25 protein-coding genes are annotated in these 26,917 nt (G+C 33.0%); 11 read left to right on the plus strand and 14 right to left on the minus strand.

The genetic code is table 11. The features are described 5' to 3' along the window. Positions 1 to 11: 11 nt before the first annotated feature. The 8 genes from DL91_RS09585 to topA all read right to left on the minus strand — a co-directional run bounded on the left by DL91_RS09585 (position 12) and on the right by topA (position 9,115). Positions 12 to 449: a 30S ribosomal protein S19e gene (locus tag DL91_RS09585; RefSeq protein WP_048191320.1), complete on the minus strand. Its 438-nt coding sequence runs from the start codon at positions 447 to 449 to the stop codon at positions 12 to 14. 10 nt (positions 450 to 459) lie between these two features. After that, complete coding sequence (locus DL91_RS09590) at positions 460 to 723, minus strand: YhbY family RNA-binding protein (RefSeq protein ID WP_048192688.1); 264 nt, start codon at positions 721 to 723, stop codon at positions 460 to 462. After that, positions 644 to 1,039: a ribonuclease P protein component 4 gene (locus DL91_RS13180; RefSeq protein ID WP_369792075.1), complete on the minus strand. Its 396-nt coding sequence runs from the start codon at positions 1,037 to 1,039 to the stop codon at positions 644 to 646. Before DL91_RS13180 ends, DL91_RS09590 begins: the two co-directional genes overlap by 80 nt. A 298-nt stretch (positions 1,040 to 1,337) precedes the next feature. Further along, complete coding sequence (locus tag DL91_RS09595; RefSeq protein ID WP_048191322.1) at positions 1,338 to 1,886, minus strand: adenylate kinase family protein; 549 nt, start codon at positions 1,884 to 1,886, stop codon at positions 1,338 to 1,340. 39 nt (positions 1,887 to 1,925) lie between these two features. Next, a complete protein-coding gene (locus DL91_RS09600) occupies positions 1,926 to 2,702 on the minus strand; it encodes a sulfide-dependent adenosine diphosphate thiazole synthase (RefSeq protein WP_048191325.1) in 777 nt (258 codons plus the stop codon). Positions 2,703 to 2,810: 108 nt separating this feature from the next. Next, positions 2,811 to 3,905, minus strand: coding sequence for a GTP-binding protein (locus tag DL91_RS09605; RefSeq protein WP_048191327.1), 1,095 nt, complete (start codon positions 3,903 to 3,905; stop codon positions 2,811 to 2,813). Between the two features lie 295 nt (positions 3,906 to 4,200). Then, a complete protein-coding gene (locus tag DL91_RS09610; protein WP_048191329.1) occupies positions 4,201 to 6,642 on the minus strand; it encodes an STT3 domain-containing protein in 2,442 nt (813 codons plus the stop codon). 151 nt (positions 6,643 to 6,793) lie between these two features. Then, on the minus strand, positions 6,794 to 9,115 hold the full coding sequence (gene topA, locus DL91_RS09615; protein WP_048191331.1) for a DNA topoisomerase I: 2,322 nt from the start codon (positions 9,113 to 9,115) through the stop codon (positions 6,794 to 6,796). Between the two features lie 447 nt (positions 9,116 to 9,562). Here topA and DL91_RS09620 point away from each other — a divergent pair, with 447 nt between their 5' ends. Together DL91_RS09620 and DL91_RS09625 are read left to right on the plus strand one after the other, a co-directional pair. Beyond that, entirely contained in the window at positions 9,563 to 10,084 is a 522-nt protein-coding gene (locus DL91_RS09620) for a metallophosphoesterase (protein ID WP_048191333.1), read from the plus strand. A 5-nt stretch (positions 10,085 to 10,089) separates the two neighbouring features. Then, a complete protein-coding gene (locus DL91_RS09625) occupies positions 10,090 to 10,704 on the plus strand; it encodes an RlmE family RNA methyltransferase (protein WP_048191335.1) in 615 nt (204 codons plus the stop codon). A 65-nt stretch (positions 10,705 to 10,769) separates the two neighbouring features. Here DL91_RS09625 and DL91_RS09630 read toward each other — a convergent pair whose 3' ends face one another. Continuing rightward, positions 10,770 to 11,204 (minus strand): hypothetical protein, encoded by a 435-nt coding sequence (locus tag DL91_RS09630; protein ID WP_048191339.1) that lies wholly within the window; start codon positions 11,202 to 11,204, stop codon positions 10,770 to 10,772. A gap of 263 nt (positions 11,205 to 11,467) precedes the next feature. Between DL91_RS09630 and mcm the strand changes: the two genes are divergently transcribed. The 5 genes from mcm (at position 11,468) to DL91_RS09655 (ending at position 16,502) form a co-directional block, all read left to right on the plus strand. Beyond that, positions 11,468 to 13,465: a minichromosome maintenance protein MCM gene (gene mcm / locus DL91_RS09635; RefSeq protein WP_048192690.1), complete on the plus strand. Its 1,998-nt coding sequence runs from the start codon at positions 11,468 to 11,470 to the stop codon at positions 13,463 to 13,465. Between the two features lie 155 nt (positions 13,466 to 13,620). Further along, positions 13,621 to 14,028 carry a translation initiation factor IF-2 subunit beta gene (locus DL91_RS09640; RefSeq protein ID WP_048191342.1) on the plus strand — a complete coding sequence of 136 codons (408 nt, stop codon included), beginning with the start codon at positions 13,621 to 13,623 and terminating at the stop codon, positions 14,026 to 14,028. A gap of 80 nt (positions 14,029 to 14,108) precedes the next feature. Then, the gene (locus tag DL91_RS09645) at positions 14,109 to 15,173 is read left to right on the plus strand and encodes a 60S ribosomal export protein NMD3 (protein ID WP_048191343.1); all 1,065 of its coding nucleotides are present in this window, start codon (positions 14,109 to 14,111) and stop codon (positions 15,171 to 15,173) included. Between the two features lie 88 nt (positions 15,174 to 15,261). Next, the gene (locus DL91_RS09650; protein ID WP_048191344.1) at positions 15,262 to 16,218 is read left to right on the plus strand and encodes a tyrosine--tRNA ligase; all 957 of its coding nucleotides are present in this window, start codon (positions 15,262 to 15,264) and stop codon (positions 16,216 to 16,218) included. A gap of 56 nt (positions 16,219 to 16,274) precedes the next feature. Further along, a complete protein-coding gene (locus tag DL91_RS09655; protein ID WP_048191345.1) occupies positions 16,275 to 16,502 on the plus strand; it encodes a hypothetical protein in 228 nt (75 codons plus the stop codon). A 31-nt stretch (positions 16,503 to 16,533) separates the two neighbouring features. Here DL91_RS09655 and tmk read toward each other — a convergent pair whose 3' ends face one another. Continuing rightward, positions 16,534 to 17,109, minus strand: a complete 576-nt coding sequence (gene tmk, locus DL91_RS09660; RefSeq protein WP_048191347.1) for a dTMP kinase — start codon at positions 17,107 to 17,109, stop codon at positions 16,534 to 16,536. Between the two features lie 215 nt (positions 17,110 to 17,324). On the opposite strand from tmk, the gene DL91_RS09665 reads away from it, so the two are divergent. Together DL91_RS09665 and DL91_RS09670 are read left to right on the plus strand one after the other, a co-directional pair. After that, positions 17,325 to 17,987: a diacylglycerol/polyprenol kinase family protein gene (locus DL91_RS09665; protein ID WP_048191348.1), complete on the plus strand. Its 663-nt coding sequence runs from the start codon at positions 17,325 to 17,327 to the stop codon at positions 17,985 to 17,987. A gap of 49 nt (positions 17,988 to 18,036) precedes the next feature. Then, positions 18,037 to 18,618 carry a thymidylate kinase gene (locus DL91_RS09670; RefSeq protein ID WP_048191350.1) on the plus strand — a complete coding sequence of 194 codons (582 nt, stop codon included), beginning with the start codon at positions 18,037 to 18,039 and terminating at the stop codon, positions 18,616 to 18,618. A gap of 94 nt (positions 18,619 to 18,712) precedes the next feature. Here DL91_RS09670 and DL91_RS09675 read toward each other — a convergent pair whose 3' ends face one another. Both DL91_RS09675 and DL91_RS09680 read right to left on the minus strand, forming a co-directional pair. Further along, positions 18,713 to 19,378, minus strand: a complete 666-nt coding sequence (locus DL91_RS09675) for a molybdopterin-dependent oxidoreductase (protein WP_048191352.1) — start codon at positions 19,376 to 19,378, stop codon at positions 18,713 to 18,715. Positions 19,379 to 19,908: 530 nt separating this feature from the next. Continuing rightward, positions 19,909 to 20,811, minus strand: coding sequence for a 3'-5' exoribonuclease YhaM family protein (locus tag DL91_RS09680; protein ID WP_048191354.1), 903 nt, complete (start codon positions 20,809 to 20,811; stop codon positions 19,909 to 19,911). Positions 20,812 to 21,029: 218 nt separating this feature from the next. Between DL91_RS09680 and DL91_RS09685 the strand changes: the two genes are divergently transcribed. Continuing rightward, positions 21,030 to 22,583: an MFS transporter gene (locus DL91_RS09685; protein ID WP_048191356.1), complete on the plus strand. Its 1,554-nt coding sequence runs from the start codon at positions 21,030 to 21,032 to the stop codon at positions 22,581 to 22,583. A gap of 42 nt (positions 22,584 to 22,625) precedes the next feature. Here DL91_RS09685 and tsaA read toward each other — a convergent pair whose 3' ends face one another. Next, the gene (gene tsaA, locus DL91_RS09690) at positions 22,626 to 23,027 is read right to left on the minus strand and encodes a tRNA (N6-threonylcarbamoyladenosine(37)-N6)-methyltransferase TrmO (protein WP_048191357.1); all 402 of its coding nucleotides are present in this window, start codon (positions 23,025 to 23,027) and stop codon (positions 22,626 to 22,628) included. 58 nt (positions 23,028 to 23,085) lie between these two features. Next, positions 23,086 to 23,934 carry a UbiA family prenyltransferase gene (locus DL91_RS09695; protein ID WP_048191359.1) on the minus strand — a complete coding sequence of 283 codons (849 nt, stop codon included), beginning with the start codon at positions 23,932 to 23,934 and terminating at the stop codon, positions 23,086 to 23,088. A 125-nt stretch (positions 23,935 to 24,059) separates the two neighbouring features. Here DL91_RS09695 and DL91_RS09700 point away from each other — a divergent pair, with 125 nt between their 5' ends. Continuing rightward, positions 24,060 to 26,741, plus strand: coding sequence for a DUF3656 domain-containing protein (locus tag DL91_RS09700; RefSeq protein ID WP_048191360.1), 2,682 nt, complete (start codon positions 24,060 to 24,062; stop codon positions 26,739 to 26,741). Positions 26,742 to 26,917: the final 176 nt, after the last annotated feature.

The raw sequence follows: 26,917 nt of genomic DNA on the forward strand, positions 1-26,917 counted from the left end.
AAAGACCTCCGTTAATATTTGGAAAGTTCAGGGATATCTTTTTTTAGTCTATGGGATGTTTTATCAAGGAATGATTTTCCTTCAGGAGTTACAAGTCTTCCTTCACCTACTTTGCGGACGTATCCTGCGTCCTCGAGCTGGTGTAATGCTCCTCTAATTACTGCACCACTACCCTTCTTGAATTTCTCAGGTGCTGTACCTCTGTCTTTTTTACCACCATAGTAGGTTTTAAGACTGTTTATACCCACAGGACCATCCATGTAAACCTTTCTTAATATGGATGCACACCGCACATACCACCAATCAGGGTTGTCGGGTCTTCTCTCTTTATGAACACCTGTTTTCACAAATGTTGCCCATTCTGGGGGTGCTATTTTCTTGTTTTCGTTTAATTCCTTTGCAACTTCGCTGATGAGCGAATCTGCTGGCACATCGTAAATTGTAGTCATATTTATCCTCCTATTTACCTCTTCTTTGTTTGAATATTACAGCAACGTTACCTCTAAAATCAATAAGTTTAGAATTAGACTTTTCAATGATCTCGGTAATATAGTTTTGTTTCTCTCCAGATATACCTTTTGAAAATCTGAGCTTTATAACTTCATTTTCCTTGAGCTGTCTTTTTATCTCTTCTACAACATTGTTATTTATTCTTGATTTTCCTATGTTTATGGTGATTGTTGATAATGATCTGTTCATTAATTCCTTTTTTGGAGGTGTTATTATATTCAATTTTCCTCCTCCTTCTCTCTTTTTTTTCCTTCATATATGGAATTTTATTTATATTCCCACATTCAAGACATTTAATAACCACGCTTGAATCGGATAATCTTATCTGGCAGTTTAAACCGGGTTTCATAAAATGATAGCAACTGCGGCAGAATCTCTTGCTCCATTTAGAGGACATCTTCATATTGTACTTTTTTGCAATATTTCGAGCCATTTCAACGTAACGATTGGACCTTTCTGGATGCCTGGTTAATTCATCATCAGCCTTGTTAAAAAGAATGTCAATTCTCTCTTCAGCTATTTTTAACATCCATTTCGGTCTTCTTCCCCTTCTCAAAGTTTAACCTCTCATGGTAAACTGCAAATACCAGAATATAGAACTATTAATCTTAAAATGTTTAGCTCATATGGGTTTTGAATCCTAAAGGAGTAGATCCCTAAAATTCTAAGAACTGTACTTAAGAATAATATTATAGTTTATTCACGTTACCATTTAAAAAGCTTTGCTATCACAATTCTTATTGGAGTTCAACATCATAAAAGATCGATCTGGAATGTTTTATTTCATTAATTAAAATGATACTTCCAGATTTCAACAAAAATATTATTTATATACCATATAGTTCCTCTAGGAAGTTGAGATTACCTGGTGGAAAATGTTTTTTACAGTTTATTATTTCAATTACAATATCTGCAACTTCCTCAACATCAATATCACTGGTATCCAATTCATTTACCTTTTTTCCATGTATTTCTACGGCTTCAAATGTACATATATCAAGAGCCTCTGCTTCAAGATTCTCGTAAACCTTAGAATCTGACCAATTTCTTTTATTAAGGCGTTTTCTTAATATATCTGGTCTTGCCCTGAGAACTATAACCATATCCACAACATCGCTGGAAAATTCATGTGCAAGATGGCCCTCAACAATTATATAATTCTTATCAGAATTCTCAACGATAACCTTGATTTCATTTGAAAGAGTATCTAAATCAACAACTTTGTATCCCTTTTCTGCATCAATCCCATTATAGATATGTTTTTCATCAACAAGATCATTTACAGCTAACAGCGAAGTTTTTAATTTTTCAGCAACAATTCTTGATACAGTTGTCTTCCCTGTTCCGGGTGTTCCTGTTATAAGTACAGCTGTCATTCTGTAACCAAATCTAATGAAAAAGAATAATTGAATGAATTATTTCAATTTTTCTATTAACATCTGAGCAACTTTTTCACCTGAAAGGAGCATTCCACCAAATATAGGCCCCATACGTGGTGATCCATGAACTGCGTTTGCTGCCATTCCTGTAACGTAAAGACCATGGTATACTTCGGTTGTATTATCCATTACCTGACTTTCTGCCTTATCTGCCCACATGGATTTTTCGCCCATTATCTTTCCTGTTTCAGTTAGAAGTTCTACTTCCATCTTATTTTCCAGTATCTTCACAACTTCACAAGGGTGTCCTGTAGCATCAATAACTGCCTTTGAACGAACAGTTAATGGATCTACATGCAGACCTCCCATCTCAACTGCTGTCCAGTTAAGAACAACTCCTTCAACTCCCTTTTCCATCATCATAACATCTTCAATAGCCATTAGATTGAATATTTTTAATCCTGCTTTACAAGCTTCTGAACATATGGTTGAAACACATTCAATGGAGTCTGCAACATAGTAACCTTCTTCATATTCTTTAGTACCAATACCAAACTCGTCTAGGATATGTTTGCTTTCCTCTTGAACAACGATCTTGTTGAACATCATTCCGCCACCCCACATTCCGCCACCCATTGAGAGTTTTTTCTCAAACAGAGCAACTTTAAGTCCGGCTTTCGCAAGATAGTATCCTGCGGTGAGTCCTGCAGGCCCTCCTCCACCTATTGCAACATCCATATCTGTATAATCCAAGAAATCTTCCATAAATCCTTCAATTATCGCCTTTGAAACAATTATATCATCTAATTTCATTTTTTCACCACTTTAATATAGTTTTTCATCTTATAAAAATTCTTTCAACTTAATTGGTGTTCATTGTGAGAATTTTAAAAAATCTTTTCTAAAACCCATATTTAGGTTTTATTTTCTTATTATCAACCTTAAAACGTCTTTATCATTTAAAACATGATCTAGGCCCACCTTTTGGCCGGGGAATTTAACCGAAGTACCCCAAACCTTTGCATGTCTGAAATTTTTTATAAAATCCCTATGTAGTTTGGCTGCAACCTCTGCAATAGTCGATCCTTTTCGTATGATCATGGGTTCTTCTAAATCTGCTTTCCTTCCTTGTGGTTTTAAATAAAGACGTATAAGTTCAAGTCTTTCGAATATTTCATCCTTGAGTTCTTCTGTATTGATGCCTTTGTCCGCTGCTATTAAAATTGCCTCTGGCATTTCTAATTTTAATTTTTCCAAGTATTCTTTATCTGCAAGGTCTATTTTATTTAGAACAACCAGCATTTGCACATAGATACAGCTTGGATCCATTGAATCTATGAAACGATCAACAGTTACATCTTCCCTTATCAACACGTCTGCGCTGTGTATTCCATATTCATTTAATATGGATCTAATGGTTTTTTCATCGATCTTGGTTAAAGGAACAGTTGATAATATATGTAATCCTCCCATCTTAGTTCGTTTTACAGTAACATCTGGAGGTCTTTCATTTGCCCTTATTCCAATGTTTCTAAGTTCTTCCAAGATTACCTTCAAATGTTGTGGATTAAAAACATCAAGCACCATTAGTATAAAGTCAGCATTTCTAGCAACAGACAGAATTTCCCTTCCTCGTCCTTTACCACGAGATGCTCCAGTTATTATCCCGGGGATATCCAGTATCTGTATTTTAGCTCCCCTATATTCCATAACTCCCGGAACTATATCTAAGGTAGTGAATTCGTATGCTCCTATTTTAGAGTCAGCATTGGTGAGCTGGTTTAAAATAGTGGATTTTCCAACCGATGGAAATCCCAAAAGCACTACTGTAGAATCTCCACTTTTTTTAACATGAAACCCCCTACCTTTACCTCCAGAACTGCTTCTTGCAAGCGCATCTTCCTTAAGCTTGGAGAGTTTGGCTTTTAACTTCCCTATATGATGGGAAGTTGCCTTGTTGTAAGGAGTTTTTTTGATCTCCTCTTCGATTTCTCTGATTCTGTCTTCAATAGCCATAAAACTCACATAAAATTAGTTTAAGATGTGTATATCAAATAAAATATATTTAAAATTCTGCAACGTATCAATTAATTAATATCTAAATTTTTAAGATTAAATGATAATTGATGTATGTTGTATCTTTACTTAAGATGGTTTATTTAATCTGAATTGTTTCAGTTAATATTCAATTCATAAATCTGGATTCACTTTTCATTGATCAACAAATAGTTGTTTATTCCTTCCACTTAAAAAAAGTTTTTGATTGTGAGATTTTAAAAAAATTGAATTAATAAAAAATTATTAAGGGGTATTAGTAAGTTACACCCCAAACCATGACTCCAGGCTGCCCATACATTGACTTGAAATGGGTTAAACCAGCACCACCCATAAAGAAAAGCCTAGTGAACATGGAATCTTCAAGTTCTTTATTCATTGCAACAGAGATGTATGTGTTGTTTTGATTGATCAGTAATATTGAATACTGGCTTGAATTTGATACTACTGTCTGTGTTATGGTGTTGTTGCTAATTATAGTTAGTTTGTGAGGTTGGATTACTAAACTACCATTTCCTGTTGTGAGTTCTGTTGATATTTGGTTTAATATTTGATTTGTATCGTTGGTTTTTATATTGTTGGTGTTAAGTAGTCCTGCAGATATGCTAGTTCCATTGGCTTGAGCAACAACTGCATTATTTCCGATGAGTAATGTTTTATTATTTACTGTTGTGCTATTCATCTGTGCTGTTAGATACTGGTAGTTAGTACCATTATTGGATGTGAAATTCCAGCTACCAAAGTAAGACCACCAGCCTGCTTTTTGAATCATGTCTGAACTGGTAATTAAAACATCTGGCGTTGGGTTGTCCGGATGGGTGTACTGAACAACATTTTGTGCCTGTTCTGGTGTTAAACCATAAGTTGTGGTCATTATTGTTAATGCAGTTTGTTTATCAGCACCAAGGATACTGCTAAGAATATCTGCACTCTTACCGCTACTTTTGGTATAGTTATCCAGGAGAAGTGGAGCCATATCTCCACTTGATGCAAGCATTCTAAGTATTCCTGCAGAAAGTGTTTCGTTACTTGTTAAAAGTGCTTTTCCAACCCAATATGCTCTTGGACTATTCTGGGATGAACCATCAAATGTAACAGGCCTATCTGCTACAGCAGTAAATAAATGTCCATAATCCCACCATGAGGTAATAATTGTATTATTTGAAGTGTTATTTTTAACCCAATCAAGTGAATTAACCATTGAATCATCAGTACCCGGTACAACAGCGTTTGATATCCCATAGGCTGTTGCTACAGGCGAAAATGCAACTACAATCACAATTATTGCCATTACAATTGTTTGATATGAAGTGTTTGAAACATGGTCTTTTATATAATCATAGAGAAGTCCTACAAAAATACCTGCGCTGAGTGCTATTGGAAGAGAGAAGTTTTCTATGAATCTTACACCTTTTGTCATAGCATAAATAGTTATTAAAAGCCATATTGTGAAGAGTACTATATAGAAAATATAATTTCTTTTTTGATCTCCAATATCTGGTTTAATAATAACTTTTTCCGCTTTAGTTTCCGTATCTTCTTTTCTTCTACGATTAGGTTTTCCTCTTCTTCTTGGTTTTCTGGTTTTTTTCTCAGGTACTTCCTTTTTCTCTTTTTTGGTTCTTAAATTCCAACATAGAGCAATTACTCCGAAAAATCCGAAGAAAAATGGTAAATATCCACCAACTCCATTTATTATCTCAGATATTCCTGGTATCTGAAGTTCTGATACCGATATGTAAACGTTTGGATATGAGGTTGTTTGAACTGCTGCTTGAAGTTGGTTTACATTTATAGGTTCGGTTAATGCTCCCAAAAGGCCAGTAACTCCAAGAGATATTGCCATCAATATCATGCTTAAGATCAGAAATACGATCAATGAGAAAACTTCAGGTTTGTCATTGAACCATGCTAGTCTACCGTTTAATCCTTCGGTTGACTGTTTAGGTTTTAAATGGAATATATACTTGCTTACTATTAAATAAATCACTGCACTTGCAATAATTAAGTAGTAAATGTACCACCATCCCTGCCATGCCAATGTAAATATAAGCATCGAAATAGCTGCTAAGCTCGCGTAAATGGTTCTATTTCTAAAGTTATTTGTAAGAAAGCTCAAAACGAAGAACATTACAACAAGTAGCGGTATAAGCATGTTAAACATGTCTGTGTCAAAGAAACCTGCAAATGTGTGTGCAAAGTATGATGGTGCTAAACCCACAAGTAATCCTGCAGTTATTCCCCCATAATCATTAGTTATTTTTTTAACTAATAGATATGCAGGTATCACTGCTAGAGAAGCTATGAAAGCCCCTATCCAGAAGCTAACAGTCGCCAATGGCACTTTAGCAAATATATTGACAATTACATATCCTATTTCTGTTAGATATGCAATTAATGGAGGATATTCTGCACTTTTTCCTGCAGGGTATGACGAATGAAGATCCCATTGGGTTCCGTTTATCTTAGTATCTCCCAGATAACCATGATTAATAAGATCTTGGGTAAGTCTAAAGTTGTAGTATGAATCCATCTCACTGAAGTAGGGAAGTCCTGTTTGATCCTGATAGTATGATTTCATCTGATCAGGAACACCCCCTATATTTGCTGCTTCTGCTCTGATAGAAAACACCAATAAAAACAATAGAATAATAATAATCAATGATTTATATTTGAATAGCAGTTCTTTTGCACTCATATTTATCTCCTGTATATACATGATCATTTTTGTTATAATTCATTGATTTGTATACTTAACAATTATATTTTTTGATTTTATAAGAATTAATAATTCCAAAGGATAATTCATCACAATACAATAAGCTTTGATAATAAAAGAAAAGAATTTTTTAAGTTTTTTTAGGTGTTCCTTTTTTTTTGGCTGTTTTTTTAGCAGGTTTTCTCTTTGCTGCAGCCTTAGTTGGTTTTTTTGCACTAGTTTTTTTAGCAGATTTCTTAGTAGTTTTCTTTGTAGTTTTTTTAACAGCAGTTTGACCGGTGGCCTTTTTAGCAGTTGATGTTTTCTGTTCACCCTCTTTCTCATCTAATGATTTGGTAAATCTGCACTTAGGAAATCCACTGCAACCAATAAATTCTCCATATCGCCCGGATCTTTTTATTAGATCGCTTTCACATTCTGGGCATGTACCAACTACCTCGTTGGTAGGTTCTCGATCGTCTTTACCACATTTGGGATCGAGGCACGCCCTCTGTCTTGGTTTACCAAATGAAATTAGAGGGAGTCCACATTCTTCGCAAGTTGCTTTAAGAACCGTAGCACCCATCGGCATCGAATATGTAGATTTACATTCAGGATATCCTGAACACCCCACAAAAGTACTTCCTCGAGGAGAATCTATTAAAATGAGGTTTTGACCGCATTTACATTTTCCAACCACTCTGCTTTCCCTGTAGGACTTATACAGTTCTTCACCAATTACAAGTTTGTTCTTTTCAATATCATCAAGTATGGATGTAAGTTCAACCTTTGCTTTTTCTATAATCAGTTCTTTATCAACACTGCCACCCATGATCTCTTCAAGTCTAGTTTCAAACTCTCTTGTAAGTTCTTCGCTTGTTATTTTGTTTGAGTACTCTTTCAGAGTATCTATAAGATGTTCTCCTAATTCATTGACTTTTATTTTCTTTCCTTCAACATATTTTCTATTGTATAAAATAGAAATAATATTTGCTCTTGTTGATTTGGTTCCTAAACCCCTTTTCTCAAGCTCCCTTATGAGAGATGCTTGGTTGTACCTTGCAGGCGGTTTGGTTTCCTTTTCTTCGCTTCGAACATCTTTAACAACAAGTGTTTCACCTTCCTTTATTACTGGAAAAACATCATCATCTGGTTTTCTAAATGGAGTTAGATCCATCCATCCCATTTTTGCCATTCTCTTCCTTGAGAAGTTGAAATCTTGATTTCCAATTTTAAGGTTGGTTTTCATTGATTCTAAAATTCCATTTTCACCAAATACAGATATAAATCGATATGTTATGAGTTCGTAAAGTTTCCTATAATCGGTTGTTAACTCCTTCGGAATAACTCCTGTGGGGTGTATGGCAGGATGTGCTTCATCTGTTTTCTTTCCTTCATTTGGTTTGTAGGGTTTTTTCAGTTTAGCAACTTGATGTTTGAACGATGCATTATAGCTCAATTTTTTCAGTATTTTATCTACACCAATACTCTTTGGTAGTTTCTGTGAAGATGTACGAGGATATGAAGTATAACCTTCTGTATAAAGATTTTGTGCTATCTGCTGTGTCTTTTTAGGACTGAATCCAAAAACTGCGTATGCTTCTGATTGTAATGAACCCAAATCAAATGGAAATGGAGGTGCTTTGACAGTTTCTTTAAGATCTATTCTGTCTATCAATGCATCTTTACCTTCGCAGTCAGCAAATATCTCATCTGCAACAGATTTATCAAATATTTTACCTGCTTTATGATCTGCTGTGATTCCTTCTGCTATACCTGGCACTTCAAGATCAGCTTTGATCATCCAGTATGGTTCTGGTATGAATTTTTGAATCTCTTTTTCTCGTTCAACAAGAATAGCTAATGTAGGTGTTTGTACTCGGCCTGCAGAAAGCTGGATGTAACGTTTAGTGGCTTTCATGACCGAATCTGTGAGAGATTTGGATATATTCACTCCAAAGAGGAAATCAAGAACATGTCTTGCAATACCACTGTCAACCTGGTTGAAATCTATATCCATTGGATTTTTATATGCGGCTGTTATATCTTCGTCTGTGAGGGTTGAAAATTTCATCCTAACAGCATTATCAAAGCTCTTTTCACCACAAGCATATTTTAAAGCATTATAACCTATGAGAGTACCTTCTATATCGTAATCACAGGCATGAACAAATTTATCTGCATTCTTAGACACCTTTTTTATGGCATCGACATAATCCTTAACATACTTCTTCTGTTTATCCTTCTCATATAGTGGAACCCACTCAACATCAAATAATCTAGCCTGTTTTTTATTTCGTGGTGCAAGTGAATATAAATGTCCTACTGCAGCCAGAACAGTGGTTTTATTACCATTCTCTTCAAATTCGTAATATGAAACCTTCTTATAACGTTTTTTAACTGAATTTTTTGAAAGAGCAGAAGCTATCTTCTCAGATGCCTTTGGCTTCTCGCATATTATGACTTCGTGCATTATATCACTCGTACAAACTGTTTAAAATAATTTTAATATTTAATTAACGTATAACTGTGTAAATATCCTACATAAATCCTTATCAACAATTTAATATTCCATATACTATTAATAATTTAAATAATGTAGACTTTGTATATTTAAAAGCATGGACATATATATAATATATCTCATTTGTGTTGGCTGAAATATTTTTGTGTGATATTAACTTGTAGGCCAAACAATTAAATTCCAAATAATTACATTTACAAGGTACATAAGGACAGTTGATTGAAAACTAATTCTAATATTGAAAATAACGATATTTAATACTATTAAATATACTAAATATAAATTAGGATTTATTTAAATCATTTAATTATTGAATCTCTTGAATTAATCAAATATTTGAAATGTTGACAATAAATAATATAATTTTTATTCCTTAGAAAATTAGGGGAGATATACATGTTAATAGGCGTAATATCTGATACTCATATTCCTGAAAGATCAGCTAAAATTCCTGAAGCAGTATTTGAAATATTTAAGGATGTAGAGCTCATTTTACATGCAGGGGATTTGGTTTCAACAACTGTACTTCATGAGCTAGAGAATTTGGCACCTACAATGTGTGTTCAAGGCAACATGGACCGGATGTATGGTTTGAAATTTCCAAAAAATGAGATTATTAAAGTCGATGATGTTAAAATTGGAATTGACCATGGAGAAGTTTATCCTAGAGGAGATACTCAACAACTTAAATATATAGGGCTTGAAATGGGTGTAGATGTACTAATAACAGGACATACTCATGTGCCATTTATTAAAGAAATTGATAAAATGATTCTCCTAAATCCTGGGAGCCCAACTGTTCCAAGAATGACAGATCCATCTGTTATGTTAGTTGAAGTTGATGAAAATGGTTTGGAAGCAGAAATCATTAAAATAGGAAATTCTACATGTAAATCACTTAATTTCAAAGGGAGGTGAATAATATGGGCAAAAAATGGAATGCAGAAAGGAAAAATGAACATTACTACAAAATGGCTAAAAAAGAACAATACCGTTCTAGAGCATCTTACAAACTTTTACAACTTAATAAACGTTTTAGAGTGATTAAATCCGGAGATAAAGTAGTCGATTTAGGAGCTGCTCCTGGTGGCTGGTCTCAAATTGCTCTTGAAGCAGTTGGAGAAGAAGGTATGGTTATTGGTGTAGATCTTGAGTGGATAAGACCATTAGATGATGAAAACTTTTATACAATCCGTGGCGACTTCACAAATGAAGAAATATTAGGACAAGTTAAGGATCTCATTTCTGGAATGGCCCAGGTTGTTATTTCCGATGCATCCCCGAAATTATCTGGAATTAAAGATATGGATAATCTAAGATCTGCTGATCTGGCAGACAATGCATTAAAAGTATGCGATCATCTTCTAATGCATAGCGGAAACTTTGTTTTGAAGGCTTTTCAAGGTGCAGAATTTGAAAATATTGTGAAAAACATTAAAGAACGTTTTAAAACCGTTAAAACCACAAAACCCCCTTCATCTAAAAAGGGAAGTGTTGAAATGTACATTGTTGCCAAGGGTTTTAAAAGAATGTTCTGAGGAATATAAAAAATATTTTAAATCGTATAAAACATTAAAAAAGGGGATAACAAGTTAAACAGTATTTACATCATACCCCTAACATTACTTAAACTAGTTTTAGCCACATTAAGCTGAGTTTGTGCCGCATTTATTCTTTTTTGCACTTCCTCTTTAGATTTACCCGAAGCTAATGCACTGTCAACATCATCAATTGCTGCTTTAGCCTTAACAAGTTCAAGTTGAGCATTTATGTATGCAGTTTTTATATTAGAATTACTTGTTGAATCAACATTAGTTTTCAGGCTAGAATACTGCCCATTTAAAGTGTTGTAATCTGATTTTAGCACTGCAAGTTGATCATAAGCTGTTCCACTACCTACATCAGAGTTGATAGTGTTCCCAATCGAATAAACACCTATGTAAACAAAGACAGCTATTGTTCCAAGAATCATTATGATTCCCAGTACAGATATGCTCATGGAAGTTGCTTTAAATAAGTTTAATCTTGATCTTTTCATTTTATCACCATTTAAATAAGAATTCAATCCATCATTTCGATGTGAATCCCAATATGTTATTAGGATTTGAATATGAATGATCAGAATGTATATTATAGATCATATGAATGATCATTTATTATCAGTGTATCCCATATATTAATTTGTTAAATTTAATAGTATGATTAACCAATTTTTTAAACTATATATTATATGTGGATTATTAATTCTATTAACCTAAATTTTATGAAATACAAAAGGAGTTTATTATCTATATGCCATCAATAACATCTACAGAAAAAGCTAAAGCTTCAGTTGCAAAATTTGAAGAGTTTTTCAGCACCAAATACAAAGATACCGTTTTTGAAGCTCTCGAAAAATACCCTGACGAAAGATCTGTGGTTATAGATTATTCTGAGCTAGAGATGTTTGATCCTGACCTTGCAGATCTTTTAATTGAAAAACCAGAAGAAGTTATTGACGCTTCACAGAAAGCCATTAAGAATATAGATCCACTGGGTAAAAATGCAGATTTACATATTAGATTTGAGAATGTAAGAAATAATATACAGCTCAGATTTCTACGAAGTAAATACATTGGTAAATTCGTTGCAGTAGATGGAATTGTTCGTAAAACCGATGAAATCCGCCCCAGGATAGTTAATGCACTATTTGAATGCAGAAGCTGTATGAGACTCCAGGAAGTGCCTCAGACAAGTAATATGATAAACGAACCAGCTCTGTGTCAAGAATGTGGTGGTAGATCATTCAAATTACTTCAGGAAGAATCAGAATTCATGGATACACAAACAACTAAACTTCAGGAACCCCTAGAAAATCTTTCAGGTGGTGAAGAGCCCAAACAGATACTTGTTGTTATGGAAGACGATCTTGTAGACTCTTTAACTCCCGGAGATATTGTTAAGATAACAGGTGTTATGAAAACTGTTAGGGATGAAAAAACAAAACGTTTCAAAAATTATATTTATGGAAACTATATTGAACCCCTTGAACAGGAATTTGAAGAACTTAAAATAAGTAAAGAAGATGAAGAGGAAATTAAAAGACTTGCTGCAGATCCTGATGTTTATAATAAAATAATAAACTCAACAGCACCTTCAATACAGGGTTATCATGAAGTTAAAGAAGCTATTGCACTTCAACTCTTTGGTGGTTCTCCAAAGGAACTTGAAGACAAGACCAGAATAAGGGGAGACATTCATATTCTAATTGTTGGAGACCCCGGTATAGGTAAATCCCAGATGCTGAAGTATGTTTCTAAACTGGCCCCACGTGGAATTTATACAAGTGGAAAAGGTACAAGTGGTGTTGGACTCACAGCCGCAGCTGTTCGTGATGAATTCGGTGGATGGTCACTTGAAGCAGGAGCCCTTGTTTTAGGAGACCGTGGTAATGTATGTGTTGACGAACTCGACAAAATGAGGTCAGAAGATAGATCAGCTATACACGAAGCACTGGAACAGCAAACAATTTCTATTGCAAAAGCAGGTATAATGGCAACATTGAATGCCCGATGTTCTGTACTAGCAGCAGCCAACCCTAAATTTGGACGTTTTGACCAGTATAAATCAATTGGAGAGCAGATAGATCTCCCATCACCAATTTTATCGAGATTCGATCTTATTTTTGTTGTTGAGGATAAACCAGACGTTGAAAGAGACACAAAACTTGCAGCCCATATACTTAGAATACATAAAGACACATCCATACCATTCGAAATTGAACCAGAACTCCTTAGGAAATATATTGCATATGCAAGAAGAGAAGTAAGCCCTAAACTTACAGATGATGCAACAGCTGTGCTTCAAGATTTTTATGTGGGTATAAGGGGTGGAGCTGCAGAAGAAGATTCACCTGTACCGATAACTGCTCGTCAGCTTGAGGCTCTAATCAGACTTTCTGAGGCCAGTTCAAGAATAAGGTTGGGTACTGAAGTAACTGGTGCAGATGCCCAAAGGGCAATTACAATACAACAAAAGTGTATGAAACAAGTAGGATACGATCCAGAAACTGGTAAACTTGATATTGATAAGGTTGAAGGACGTCCAGCTAAATCAGACCGTGATAAAATCCGTTTAGTAACAGAAATAATTGGTGAGCTTGGAGAAGAATATGGTGGAAGAACACCAAAAAACATACTTATAACTGAAATGTCAGACAGATACAATATGAGTGAAGATAAGGCTGAAGAAATTATAAAAATACTCAAAAGGAAAGGAATAATATTCGAACCTCAACAGGGGTACTATAAAATAGCTTAGGAACCTCAGTAGAAGTTCCTGAATTTTATATTTAATATTCAATCTACACAATCACTATTTATAAAATATTAAGAATTTAAAACTCATAGAAGTTGTTATATAATAAAATAAATATTCTAAAAATCTTGAATGGATTTTTAAAAGGAGGTAATAAAATGGCTGATTATAATGAATTACTTGACAGAGCAATTGAACAGCTCCCTAAAAAGGTGGAAGAAACTAAGAGGTTTAATGTACCAAATGCTTATTCCATGATTCAGGGAAACAGGACAATGATACAGAACTTCACAGAGGTAACAGAAGCCCTCAACAGAGACCCTCAACATGTATTAAAGTTTCTTTTAAGGGAACTTGGAACTGCAGGGAATCTTGAAGGTACAAGAGCTATTCTTCAAGGTAAGTTCACACATTACCTTATTAATGATAAGATAGAAGACTATGTTAAACGTTTCATAATGTGTCATGAGTGTAACAGGCCAGATACAAAGATAATAAGAGAAGATAGGATTTTCATACTTAAATGTGAGGCCTGTGGTGCCAAAGCACCTTTAAAAACCCTTTAAAGAAGTTAAAAGCTTCTTCTTTTTTTATTTTATTTATAAATTTTAATAATAAAATTCTAATTAAATTTAAAAGTGTAACAATGTTCTGTCCAAGATGTGGTAGCGAAGATGAAGATTTATACAAGGGGATCTGCAAGTCTTGTTTTGTAAAAGAAGCTCAGCTCATAAGCATCCCCTCTGATGTTGAAATAACTATCTGTGCACACTGCAATTCTCTCTTAAAAGGCATAAAATGGGAAGATTCTGAACTTACAGAAGAAGATCTTGTTAAAATAGCAGTAATAGAAAACTTGGAAACACCCAATTATGTTGATAATTTAGAGTTATCAGTAGACATATTAACTGTCAAAGGTTCCAACTATGAATGCATAGTTCATGCAAATGGAACTGTTATGGGTATAAATGTATCTGAGGATCATCGAGTAAATGTTAAAATAAAGAGGAGTATGTGCCCTGATTGTAGTAGGTATGCTTCTGGCTATTTTGAATCTGTTATTCAGATCCGTGCAGATAAAAGATTTCCTTCTTCAGATGAACTTCAAACCATTGACGACATAATAAGGACAAAAACTGGCGCATTATCTGTTAAAAATAGAATGGCATATATTTCAGACGTATCGGTTATTAAAGAAGGTGTAGATTATTATGTTGGTTCTTATAAAGCTGCAAGAAAACTTTCAAGTGCTATTAAGGATGTTATGGGTGGAGTTGTGCAGGAATCACCACGTTTAGTTGGAAGGGACAAATCCCGTGGAAAAGATCTGTACAGGATATGGATATCTATAAGATTACCTAATTTCAAACAAGGCGATTTCATAAAATATGAAGACCATATAGGACAGGTTAAAGGTTTTGACGGGAGAAAAATTCTTCTTAAGGATCTTGAATCCTCCAATATTTGGTCGGTTATGTGGAAGGAATACAACAAGATTAAAGTTATTGCTAGAAGTTCAGATATTAAAATAACCAGTATCACATCTAAAACACCTAAATTTATACAAATACTTCACCCTGAAACTTACCAACCAGTAGATATAGAGATTAATGATAAGATATCAGACTTAGAAATTGGAAATGAAGTTAAAGTTCTTGAAATTGAAGGAATTCTGTATATCCTTGGGAAATATAAAAATAATGCCAACTAAAAATGCTTTTATAGTCTAAACTAGATAATCAGTTTAATTCTAAATACTATATTTTAACATTTATTTAAAGATCAATCATGGTGATAATATGGACCTTGACTCTAAGATGGAAAACATTAAGAATGGCACACTCGAAGTGGTGACAGAAGAAGAACTCAAAGAAAAACTCAATAAAGATAGACCAATAGCCTACATCGGATACGAACCATCAGGAAACGTTCATTTAGGCCATGCAATCACTGTGAAAAAAATGATAGACCTTCAAAATGTAGGTTTCAAGGTTAAAATCCTTCTAGCTGATCTTCATGCATACCTGAATGGTAAAGGAAGTCTTGAGGAAATTGAAGAAATATCAAAGTACAATATAAAATGTTTCAGAGCTTTGGGATTGTCTGAAGATACAGAGTTCATATTTGGTTCAAGTTACCAGACAAAAGAGGATTATACATACAAAGTATACGAACTTGCACTTTCAACAACTTTAACACGTGCAAAACGGAGTATGGCCCAGATAACAAGGGACAGTAAAGATCATAAGGTAGCAGAAGTAATATATCCACTTATGCAAGTTCTTGATATGATATTTCTTGAAGTTGATCTTGCACTTGGAGGCATGGAACAAAGGAAAATTCATATGCTTGCAAGGGAAAGTTTACCCAGAATGGGCTATGAAGCACCAGTATGTATACATACACCACTACTGCATGGAACAGATGGCTCGGATAAAATGTCTTCTAGTAAAGAAAATTATATTGCAATTGATGATAAACCAGATGTTATTAGAATGAAGCTCCAGAAGAGTTACTGTCCGCTTGGAATTGTTGAGGGAAATCCTGTAATTGAAATAGCTAACCATTTCATATTTTCAGAAGATAAAACACTTCTGATAGAAAGACCCGACAAATTTGGGGGAAACCTTGAAATTAGTTACAATGAGCTTTTGGATATGTACAGTAAGGAAGAACTTCATCCACTTGATCTGAAAAATTCTGTTTCAAAACGTTTAATAGAAATTTTGGAACCTGTAAGAGAATACCTTAAATAGAGTTAGTAATTTGATAGAATAATATAATAATGATTATAATCTTGGAGGGAAAATAAATGGCAGAAGAGAAAGTTGAAAAATTTGAGATGAGGATTCCACCAGGTGTTACAGGGCAGATTATTGCTAATGTAATGGAAAATTATAATTTAGAGGTCAAACAGACAGATGCAGGACCTGTTTTTCAGGGAGAAATTAAAAATCTTGAAGATGCACGTGATTATATTGTAAAAGCATTAAATGAGAGAATTCAAGAACTTGAAAAAGATAATATAAAAGAAAAATAGTTCTTTTTACTTTTATTTATTAATTTTATTCTCAGATGCACATGCCCAACTTATGGGCTATAACTCTTTTTATATCGTCGTGAACTTTGTTTAAACCGTTATTCGCATTGACAACCATAAAATCTTCTTTATCTGCAAGTTCAAGATATCTATTCCTAATTTTTTTTAAGAAATAAACATCTTCAAATCTATCCTTGCCTTCACATCGTGAAATGGCCGTTTCAGGTTCTATATCCATTAACAAAACTATATCTGGCTTTTTTGCAAATTTATTTATCTCCTTAATCCATTCTGCTCCATTTTGATAAACAATGCTTGAGTAAAAACATCTATCGCTTAAAACTATTTTGCCTTCGTCTTCAGCTTCTTGTATTTTTTCCATTAAAATAATTCTATCCGCTGCAAAAAGGAGTGCAAGTGTTTTCTGGAAGTTTTCATTAGTTGCATTTGGATTTTGAAGCATCTTACGTATTAACCTACCTGCTTGAGAATCTGTTGGTTCAAAAACCCTTAATATTTCATGCCCACATTCATTAAGCCAATTCATAAGTAATTCTATTTGTGTTGACTTGCCTGATCCATCAATTCCTTCTAAACATATGTACATAACACAATATCTCCTAATTATTAATTCTAAATTTAGTATTATAACCATTTATAAGCTGTTACTCTGAGTCAAATCTGAAAAAAAATACAATATTGAAACTTCATTCTCTAAAATCTAAATTTGATGTAATTGTAAGATTTTTTGACATTTTTGAAACTAACATACCCCGAATCAAATCCAAATTCTCTTATACATAATAGAACTTCATAAATGACATGATATCGAATGACATTATTGGGCTGATATTAGTCTACGGTTACATAGCCATATTACTGATTATATCTGAAAGATTTTTGAAAAAGTATCCAACATTTAGCAGAAAATTCCTTCATATAATGGTTGGAAATGTAATTTTCATATTACCCCTTTTCACGAGTCAATTTATAATAACTTTTCTTGCTGCCGCCCCATTCATATTTTTAACATTTTTAATGAGCCCTTATTCTCCAATTAAACTGAATGACCAGATATCTTCTTCGGGACATGGACTTGGACTTGTTTATTATTCAATATCTTGGACTATTCTAGCATTCTTCTTCTTTAATCAACCATGGATAATTGCAGTTGGAATAGTTGCAATGTCTTATGGGGAGGGTATGGCTGCATTAGTTGGTGAAAATTTTGGCAAACATAAATACAAAATATTTGGTGATAGAAAAAGCTTTGAAGGTTCAATTGCAATGTTTTTAGTACTAATAGCAATGTTGGAAATAGTACTGGTATATTACAATGTTTCCATATCAACTATGGCCATTATACCGGTAGTGGCATTGGTAGCAACAATATTTGAAGGGATAACACCTAAAGGATTTGACAATATTACTGCATGTTTCTCTGCAGTTGGTACATATTTACTATTAACATTGATTGGATTTTAATAGGTATACTCTGTTTCTGTAAAATTATCATAATAAATGAGGTAGATAAATGCGTTTTATAATAGTAGATGGATTGGATGGTTCAGGAAAAGATACCCATGCGAATTTAATTCAAGAATATTATCTTGCAAAGGGGGAAAAAGTTATTGTACGTACACATCCATCAAAAGATAACGCCTATGGGATTAATGCTAAAAAAGCACTTTTAGGTCATGGAAAAATTAATCATATAAAAGCATCTATGTACTATGCACTTGATGTTTTAAGATCTGTTCGAAAATATCATGGAAAAGCTGAAACTGTTATAATGGTACGATATTTGATGGGAGTTGCATATCTCCCCTTCCCTATTGCTAAATTGTTATACATGTTCTTTTCAACGATACTTCCAACTTCAAACTACATGTTCTTTCTAGATGTTGAACCTGATGAACTCCTTAATAGGCTGTTAAAACGAAATGAACACGAAATGTTTGAAAACTTAAATGACCTTATTAAAGTAAGGGGCAAAGCTATTGAGCTAGCAAAAAACTGGCATATCATTAATACTGGAAGAAAAATTGAACAAGCACAATTGGAGATAAATAAAATTCTTGATTGTTTAGATAATAAAACATTATCTCATAAATAAAAAAGCAGTATCCAATATTGAATTATTTACAACTATGGGTGAGTATTCCTAAGATGAAATGTATTCTTTAATTTGTTTATCTTCAACGAGTTGATCAACCCCCTAAATAGCTTTGGTTAATATCCCCAATATCAGAATATCCTCTACTTTCCCAGTAGCCTTTGTATGTAGAGTTGTTGGATACTTCGATTTTTGTAACCCATTTTATCCATTTATAACCCCATTTACTCTCTGCAACAAGCATAAATGGGAATCCTCTCTCAGGTGGAATAGTTACATTATTCATTTTATAAGCCAGTAGTATCTGGTTATTGTTAAGATAACTAATTGGAAATGAAGTGGTGTAATTATCGTATGCATAAAATATGACCGTATTTCCGTTTGGTAAGGGTTTTGCTTCATTCAAAAGGTCAGATACAAGAAGTCCTTGCCATAATATTGTTACGTCCCACCCTTCAACACAGTCTAATTTTACAACCTTTTCATAGGAGGTATGGTTCAAAACTTCATCATAGGTATAATTTCTTGGATTTTGTACTAAACCAGTTACTTCTAAATGATAATTTGTTATATTAATAAACTGTGGGCCTTTTATGGAATTTTCACGAAAATCATTTACAGATGACAGTTTCTGACCTTGATAATTCTTAATCTCTACACCACTCAGTTTAACAGTTCTATCTTTTTGTAACTCGAAAGCAGCGAAAATAGCAGCAGCAGCAATTAGTATTACAAGTAATATTATAATTTTCTTGTCCATTCAATTAAACTCCTTAAAATCTAAATACCTTGGATTTATGATTACTAGAACCTAAAATTATTATCATTCTATTATAATTTAGTTTAACAATTATCCCCGAGTTTCTAAAAACTCTCCGAAGAACATTTTTTGGTTTCCCTAGTTAAGGTATATTGCACAACTATCTTGTATTAAGATAGTAAATGATAATTCAATTGTAATTAATCCTCGTTAAATTTCAATTGTTATATTTGTTGTATTTTACTTTAATTTTTTTTAAATTTTGTATTGTGATCAAATTTTATTATATTTTCATTTATAATTAACACAAATGATAATGGTTTTTATAATGAAAAATTTTATGCATTAAGTGTTCTTTTTTACACTTGAAGTGTATGTCTTATCATAAATTATAATGAAAAGTTATGAGGCATATTTAGATAAAATTTAGTATAAATCCAATTTTTTTTTATAATTATTACACCTATTTCTGAAATTCAATCCAAAATAAAGATATATGAAAATTAATAGATTCTAAAAAAAATATTTTATTATCTTTGAAAGGTTTCTTTAATCTTAGCATCCATATCGTCAGAGTAATGGAGAGTTTTGGCTTCTGGTGTTTTAGGATCAATTGAAGACCCCCATCCAAGACTAACTGGTCCATGGTGGCTCAATATCATGTGAATAATTTGATTTGAAAGTTCTTTGGGTGTATCTAGTTTTTCCATTTTTTCTTTAACCATTTCACAAGAAATATATGTATGATCAAGTAGTTCTCCTTCTTCCGAAATACTAATAGGCCCATTTCCATAGGTATAAGTTGTTATCTTTCCAATATCATGTAATAACACACCACAGAATAGTAAATCTTGATTGAGATCAGGAAATATCTCACATGCTGTTCTGCTTATCTTGAGAACTTCAACTGTATGATCTAAAAGGCCACCCACATAATTATGATGGTGTACAATAGCTGCAGGTGCTTTATAGAAGAGTTCTGTGAAATTTTTGTCGCAGAAAAAGGATTTTAAAAGATTTTTTAGGTGAGGATCTTTCATATCTTTTATAATTCTCCTGATCTCACCAACTAAATCATCTGTATTGTTTTCGGATGCCATTACAAAATCTTCAAGTTGATATTCATCATCATCTAATTCCGTTAACACATTTATAACCATGTTGAACTTTCCAGAATCACTTGGAAATTCACTAATTCTCCCTATTATTTTACAAACACTGCCCAGTTTTATTGAGGCATGAACCGAGTCAACTTCTATAGGATGGGGAAACATTCGGCCATCCATCTGACCAGTTCTATCAACCAGAGTTATATCAATGTATTTTCGTCCCTTCGCTGATGTTCTTATGATCTTTTCTGCTATAGCAAATTCAGATGATATATCCCTTGATAAATTTAAATTTTCTACAAAATCTTCCTCTTTTTTAGACATTATTAAACTTCCCTTGGTTTTGATTATTTATAATTATTTTTAATCTTTAGATTTATTTGTTTGCTATTTTAACTTGAAATTCTCATTATTTAGAAAATATTATGTGAAATAATTGTAAATATAATAATTAACTCTAATTTGAAAATTTGTTATAATTGTCTACTGATCTTACAGTCATTTTACAATTTCAACTTTCAAAATGTTTTGGATGTGAATTTTTGGATCAAGAATTGAATACTCAAAGAGGGTGGTTAACTCTTATAATTGTAACTCTTTCAATTTTCACGATTGTTATTGATAAAACATTCATGAATGTGGCCATATCGTCCCTTATAAGAGATTTGAATACGAATATTGGGATGATCCAGATAATTATTGCTACATATTCCTTAACCATGGCAAGTTTAATGTTGATTGGTGGACGTTTACAGAATATACTTGGGAGAAAAAGAACATTTCTTACTGGAGCTACAATCTATGGTATTGGAACCATAATAGCTGCGCTCAGTATTAATAGTTATATGTTACTGTTTGGCTGGTCAATACTCGAGGGAATTGGAGCAGCACTCATGATGCCTGCAACAACTTCCATCATCTCTGGAAGTTATGATGGCGAAAGAAGGGCATTCGCGCTTGGAATTACTAGTTCAATGGCCTCTGGTGCAGGAACAGTAGGTCCAATTATTGGTGGTTTTTTAACAACATATTACACGTGGAGATATGCATTTGGATTGGAGTTAATTGTAATAATTATTATTGTCCTATTTTCAAGGGAGATAACAAGATTTCCTCTTACAATGAAGTGGGGAGATTTAAATTTAGTTGGTGCTGTTAATTCATCTGTAGGAATATTTCTCTTTGTTATAGGTATTTTATTGCTTAACGATCCACAAACTTGGAATATTGCCCCATACCCAATTGTTATTGGAATAATTCTAATGATAATTTTTTACTTTAATCAGAAAAGTAGGATGAAACAGAATAAAGAACCTTTAGTTGATGTTTCCCTGTTTAAAGATCGTGGTTTTACTCTTGCAAATATTGCAAGGTTAATAATGAACTTCACAATAGGTGGTGTTTTATTTGTTATTCCTGTTTATGTCCAGGGCGTTCTGGGCGCAGATCCTCTGACAACCGGTTTATCATTGATCCCCATGAGTGTTGCAATTTTCATAATGTCCTCTGCAGCAGGAAAACTTTCAACAAGAATACAACCCCGTTATATCCTTGCAATTGGCGCAGCAGCAGCTCTTAGTGGTAGTCTTTATCTTAGTTTAATATTCAATTATTATACCACAATATTGGACATGTTTCCAGGCATATTCCTTCTTGGAGTAGGTATGGGAATAGTCTTTCCCCACTCAGCTAACGTTATATTCTCTGTTGCCAAACGTGACCAACAACCAGATGCGTCAGGAATTATGAACACAGGTATAAATCTTGGTTCATCTCTTGGAACTGCAGTATTGGGGGTAGTATTGATATTAGGAAGTTTTAGTGGTCTAGGTCTGGTTTTCAACAATCAGGCGGCAGTTTCAAGCACTGAGAAAATTACAGGCGTTCATCAATTATTTGAAAAATTAGAAATTGAAAATCCTGGTGATATTGATGAAAAACAGGAAATGCTTACGATTCAAAAGGTCAACACCATGAAATTTGCATTTAATATTGTGAGTTTCGTATTATTTATTGGTTTGATAATATCACTTTTTATTCCTCTACAAAAAAGGAAACGAAAACATACAATAGATGCAGTTAGTTCTCATATATAGAATATCTATTGGAATAAATTAAGATTAAAATCTACTCTTTCATCAAATCGAATCTAATTCGTTCCAAAAGGGTTTGATATCAATAAGAGGAGATTCATCCAATGCATCTAACCATTTAACAGTTAATTTATTTTTGTTTATATTTAAAAGTTCAACCAAACAAAATCCAATGGGATTTGGCCGTACAGGAGCTCTTGTTGAAAAAACTCCCCTTTTTTCTGTCTTTCCATGAGGAAAAACTTTTAATTTATCCCTTTCTGCCCTATCTTGCCAATATAAAATTATTAAATATTTATAATTCTTTAAACCTTCAAGTCCGTCTACGAACTCGTTGAAAACCGTGATAATACTGGTTTCATCCGAATATCGACCTTGCCTAGGTGAATCGTTCTTTAGTTTGTAAGGAGAGTTTATTATTCCTATTGATTTTAGTTTGATATCCATAAATATCACTATTTATAGTTTTATTGGAAATTAACTGAGTTTAAAATTTATTCAAATTTTAATATATCATGTGTATTATGTTTGGTATAATTGGTGATCCCAATGCAAATGCAATGAAAACAATTGCCATACCGATTTTAATTCTTTTTGAAACTGTTCTAGTATTTTCTATTGACTGATTCTGCAATATGGAAACTGCACATGCAATGAAAAGCCCAATTGCAAATATTAGAACGATTAAATAGATTACTTTAAAAATACCTATGAAATAAAGTGCCGGACTTGCTATGCTCGCCAAAATCATAAAAAATGCTGCTAAAATAGATGAAGCACGCATCCCAAATTGAATTGGGAAAGTTTTAGCCCCTTCTGCACTATCTCCTTCAACGTCTTCCATGTCTTTAACAATTTCTCTAGCCATTGTCATGAGGAAGGCAAAAAATCCCAGAAGTATTGAAATGATAACTGCATCTAAGACAACACCTGCAAAAACAAAACATAGACCTGTTAAAAATGCAATGCTTAAATTTCCTATTAAAAGTGATTTTTTGAGACGGTATGCATATAAAAACATTAAAATGGCACTTAAAACTACGATAATTCCAGGAATAGGACCAATTATAACTGCCATAATTGTGGATATTATGAATAATGTAATAGAGTAAATTGCAGCTGTTTTTAAAGAAATTCTTCCAGAGGGTATGGGTCTTTCAGGTTTATTTATGGCATCTATGTTGTGGTCAACATAATCATTAATAACATTTCCTGCCCCAGTAAATATGAAAACAATAAAACAAGCTATGGGTACGTAAATTGTGAAATTTCCAACTATAATTGCCACTAGTAGTACTGCAATAACTCCCATAAGAGCATTAAATGGCCTGAGTATTTCTAAATATGCATTCATTTTATTACACCTGAATCTTTTAACATTTATTTTGATTTGTTGACCTTGCTTTTATCATTATCCATTAATTTTCATTAAAAAATTTTAACAGTTCGGAGGTCTAATAATAATTCTGAGGAAAAATTATGGCTAAAAATTATATACCTGAACTTCTGGCACCAGCAGGGTCAATAGATGCATTAAAAGCTGCAGTTAATGCAGGGGCAGATGCTGTTTATATTTCTGGTAAAAAGTTTGGTGCTAGAAAATTCGCAACTAACTTCACAGATCCTGAAATTGAAGAGGGTTTAGAATATGCAAAACTTAGGGGTGTTAAGATTTATGTGACAGTAAACACCCTTTTAAACGATTCAAAGTTACTATCTGTTGCAGAATATTTGCTTTGGCTTTATAAAATAGGTGTCGACGCAGTGATAATACAGGATCTTGGCGTTGCAAGTTTAGCAAAAAAACTAGTACCTGATCTAGATCTGCATGCTTCTACCCAAATGACAATCCATAATGTTCCTGGAGTTAAATGGGCTTCAAAATTCGGTTTCAAAAGGGTTGTTTTATCTCGTGAGCTTGGAATTTTAGAGGTTGAGGAAATAATAAAAAAAACTAAATATCTGGGAATAGAAATTGAGATATTTGGCCATGGAGCACTATGTTACTCTTACTCCGGACAGTGCTTATTATCTTCATTTATAGGGGGCAGAAGTGGGAACAAAGGAATGTGTGCCCAACCGTGCCGTAAAAAATATACATTGCTTTCAGGAAAAATTGACCAATACGGCAAACCATTAGCTCTTCACCCTGTAGATATTAAAGATAAATACCTTCTTTCAACACGAGACTTGGCATTGTATCAAAATTTGGATATTATATCAAAAATTAATTTAAACTCTCTGAAAATTGAAGGTAGAATGAGATCTCCGGAGTATGTTGCATTGGTTGTAAATATTTACAGGAAAGCTCTTGACTCAATATCATCTGGTAACTGGAAGCAAAATTCTGATGATATTTCCAAATTGAAATTAGCCTTTAATCGGAAATTTACTGGAGGATATTTAACAGAAAACAGTGCAGAATTAGTTATGGCTCGTGATTCACCGGGAAATAGGGGTCTTTATATCGGACAAGTCCAAAGATATGATGAAAAAACTCAAACAGCAATTGTAAGTATTAAAAACAAATACAAACTCGAAATAGGCGATGGTATTGTTTTCAAATATTCTAATGACGATAATGAAAAAACTTTTAAAAAAACAAATAAATTTTTTAAAACATATGGAATGGCCATAGAAAAAGCACCAGTGTATAAAGGAGATAAATTAATATTAAACGTAGGAATGCCTGTTAAAACTGGTTCAAAGCTGTATCTTACTCGTTCAATAGCCTTAAATCATGAGGCAAATAAAATTATAAAAAATAGGCCTAGTCCTTCAATTCCTATAGATATTGTAATGTGGTGGGACACTGATCTAAAAGCACATTTAGAGGGAGAGTTTATAGGATTCAATGATAATAAATGTAAAATTCGTTTAAAATCATCGTTTAAAATGGAAAAAGCGATTAATAAACCATTAAATCCCGAAGAAATTGAAAAACAGCTTCAAAAAACTGGGAAAACACCGTTCATCCTTCGAAAAGTTTCCATCAAATATCCAGGTGATCTTTTCATATCCCTCAGTAAATTAAATAATTTCAGAAGAGAATTTCTAGAAAAATCTCAAATTGAACTTCTATTAAGTTTCAAACCCTCTCAATCTCATGTTCAAGAAGCATATGAAAGGTTTAATAATATTAAAAAGTTGTTATCCTCCTCAATGGAACAATTTGTAGGAATTGATTATGATAATACACCGATAGATCTTGCAGTTTATGCAGATAGTCTGGATACTGTTAAAGGAGCATTGGAAAGTGGGGCCAATAGAATTTACTTCGAAGTTCCCCCTAAAAATTTAAATATTTTATGTTCTGATTCCAAAAATCTTAAATCAATGTATGATGGTCCTATAGATGAAGCAGAGATAGAAAGAGTTGTTTCGGTTTTAAAACTTATTTGTGAATTGTGTAAAAAAGATAGGACAGAATTTATTTGGAAATGGCCACAAATAACCCACCAATATCAAATTAATCAATATTATACGATTTTAAAACAGTTATCAAAAAATTTCCATGGGATCATGATTGATGATATAGGCGTTGCAGAAGAATTAAAAAAAGTTGCACCTAAGTTGGTAATATATGGATCTGCAGGTCTTAATATCTGGAATAAACAAACAGTTTTACAGCTTATAAGAATATTTAATACCATTACACCCTCTGCAGAACTATCTAAAGAAAATTTAAGAAACATTATTAGTAGTTCAAGGTTAGATGATTTGAAAACCAATTTTGAATTGGTTGTTCAAGGAAATGTTGATACACTTGTTACGAAGGATTGCTTACTCTCTTTGGTTCCAAAAAAAGATATTAAAGATATTGAAAATGAATTTTGGGGAATTCAAGACGAAAAAAAGCAAATTTTTCCCATAAAGATTGATTTAGAAGGGCGAACACATATCCTAAACTCTGTAGAACTATGTTTAATTGATCATCTCCATGAAATTTCTCAAATAGGTATTAATTCTATTGTTGTAGATCTCAGGACTAAAACGTATTATTATTCAAGAGATATAATATCAATTTACAAAAATGGATTGGAGTATATCAATAGAAAAGAGAATTCCGGAAAAAATATGAATAGATTTAAATCTAAGATTAAAATCATTTCTACGGGTGGAATCACAACAGGAAACTTTTTAAAAGGTATTAAAGAGTAAGAATAGTTTAAAAATTCCTTAACCTACAGAATTCATTCTTTAAAAATAAAAAAATCTATTAATTAGATCAATTTTTGATTTTAGTTAACAGTTTATTAATAAAGCTAGATTTAGATAGTAAGAAATTTGAACTTATATCAATACCAATATCCCCAAAAAACAAAGAAATAAAAATT

The sequence above is a fragment of the Methanobacterium sp. SMA-27 genome (assembly GCF_000744455.1).
Classification (GTDB): domain Archaea; phylum Methanobacteriota; class Methanobacteria; order Methanobacteriales; family Methanobacteriaceae; genus Methanobacterium_B.

Coding starts and splice junctions, on each gene's coding strand:
- DL91_RS09585 (WP_048191320.1), bottom strand. CDS start 449: ATGACTACAATTTACGATGTGCCAGCAGATTCGCTCATCAGCGAAGTT.
- DL91_RS13180 (WP_369792075.1), bottom strand. CDS start 1,039: ATGTTAAAAATAGCTGAAGAGAGAATTGACATTCTTTTTAACAAGGCT.
- DL91_RS09595 (WP_048191322.1), bottom strand. CDS start 1,886: ATGACAGCTGTACTTATAACAGGAACACCCGGAACAGGGAAGACAACT.
- DL91_RS09600 (WP_048191325.1), bottom strand. CDS start 2,702: ATGAAATTAGATGATATAATTGTTTCAAAGGCGATAATTGAAGGATTT.
- DL91_RS09605 (WP_048191327.1), bottom strand. CDS start 3,905: ATGGCTATTGAAGACAGAATCAGAGAAATCGAAGAGGAGATCAAAAAA.
- DL91_RS09610 (WP_048191329.1), bottom strand. CDS start 6,642: ATGAGTGCAAAAGAACTGCTATTCAAATATAAATCATTGATTATTATT.
- topA (WP_048191331.1), bottom strand. CDS start 9,115: ATGCACGAAGTCATAATATGCGAGAAGCCAAAGGCATCTGAGAAGATA.
- DL91_RS09620 (WP_048191333.1), top strand. CDS start 9,563: ATGTTAATAGGCGTAATATCTGATACTCATATTCCTGAAAGATCAGCT.
- DL91_RS09625 (WP_048191335.1), top strand. CDS start 10,090: ATGGGCAAAAAATGGAATGCAGAAAGGAAAAATGAACATTACTACAAA.
- DL91_RS09630 (WP_048191339.1), bottom strand. CDS start 11,204: ATGAAAAGATCAAGATTAAACTTATTTAAAGCAACTTCCATGAGCATA.
- DL91_RS09640 (WP_048191342.1), top strand. CDS start 13,621: ATGGCTGATTATAATGAATTACTTGACAGAGCAATTGAACAGCTCCCT.
- DL91_RS09645 (WP_048191343.1), top strand. CDS start 14,109: ATGTTCTGTCCAAGATGTGGTAGCGAAGATGAAGATTTATACAAGGGG.
- DL91_RS09650 (WP_048191344.1), top strand. CDS start 15,262: ATGGACCTTGACTCTAAGATGGAAAACATTAAGAATGGCACACTCGAA.
- DL91_RS09655 (WP_048191345.1), top strand. CDS start 16,275: ATGGCAGAAGAGAAAGTTGAAAAATTTGAGATGAGGATTCCACCAGGT.
- tmk (WP_048191347.1), bottom strand. CDS start 17,109: ATGTACATATGTTTAGAAGGAATTGATGGATCAGGCAAGTCAACACAA.
- DL91_RS09665 (WP_048191348.1), top strand. CDS start 17,325: ATGATATCGAATGACATTATTGGGCTGATATTAGTCTACGGTTACATA.
- DL91_RS09670 (WP_048191350.1), top strand. CDS start 18,037: ATGCGTTTTATAATAGTAGATGGATTGGATGGTTCAGGAAAAGATACC.
- DL91_RS09675 (WP_048191352.1), bottom strand. CDS start 19,378: ATGGACAAGAAAATTATAATATTACTTGTAATACTAATTGCTGCTGCT.
- DL91_RS09680 (WP_048191354.1), bottom strand. CDS start 20,811: ATGTCTAAAAAAGAGGAAGATTTTGTAGAAAATTTAAATTTATCAAGG.
- tsaA (WP_048191357.1), bottom strand. CDS start 23,027: ATGGATATCAAACTAAAATCAATAGGAATAATAAACTCTCCTTACAAA.
- DL91_RS09695 (WP_048191359.1), bottom strand. CDS start 23,934: ATGAATGCATATTTAGAAATACTCAGGCCATTTAATGCTCTTATGGGA.
- DL91_RS09700 (WP_048191360.1), top strand. CDS start 24,060: ATGGCTAAAAATTATATACCTGAACTTCTGGCACCAGCAGGGTCAATA.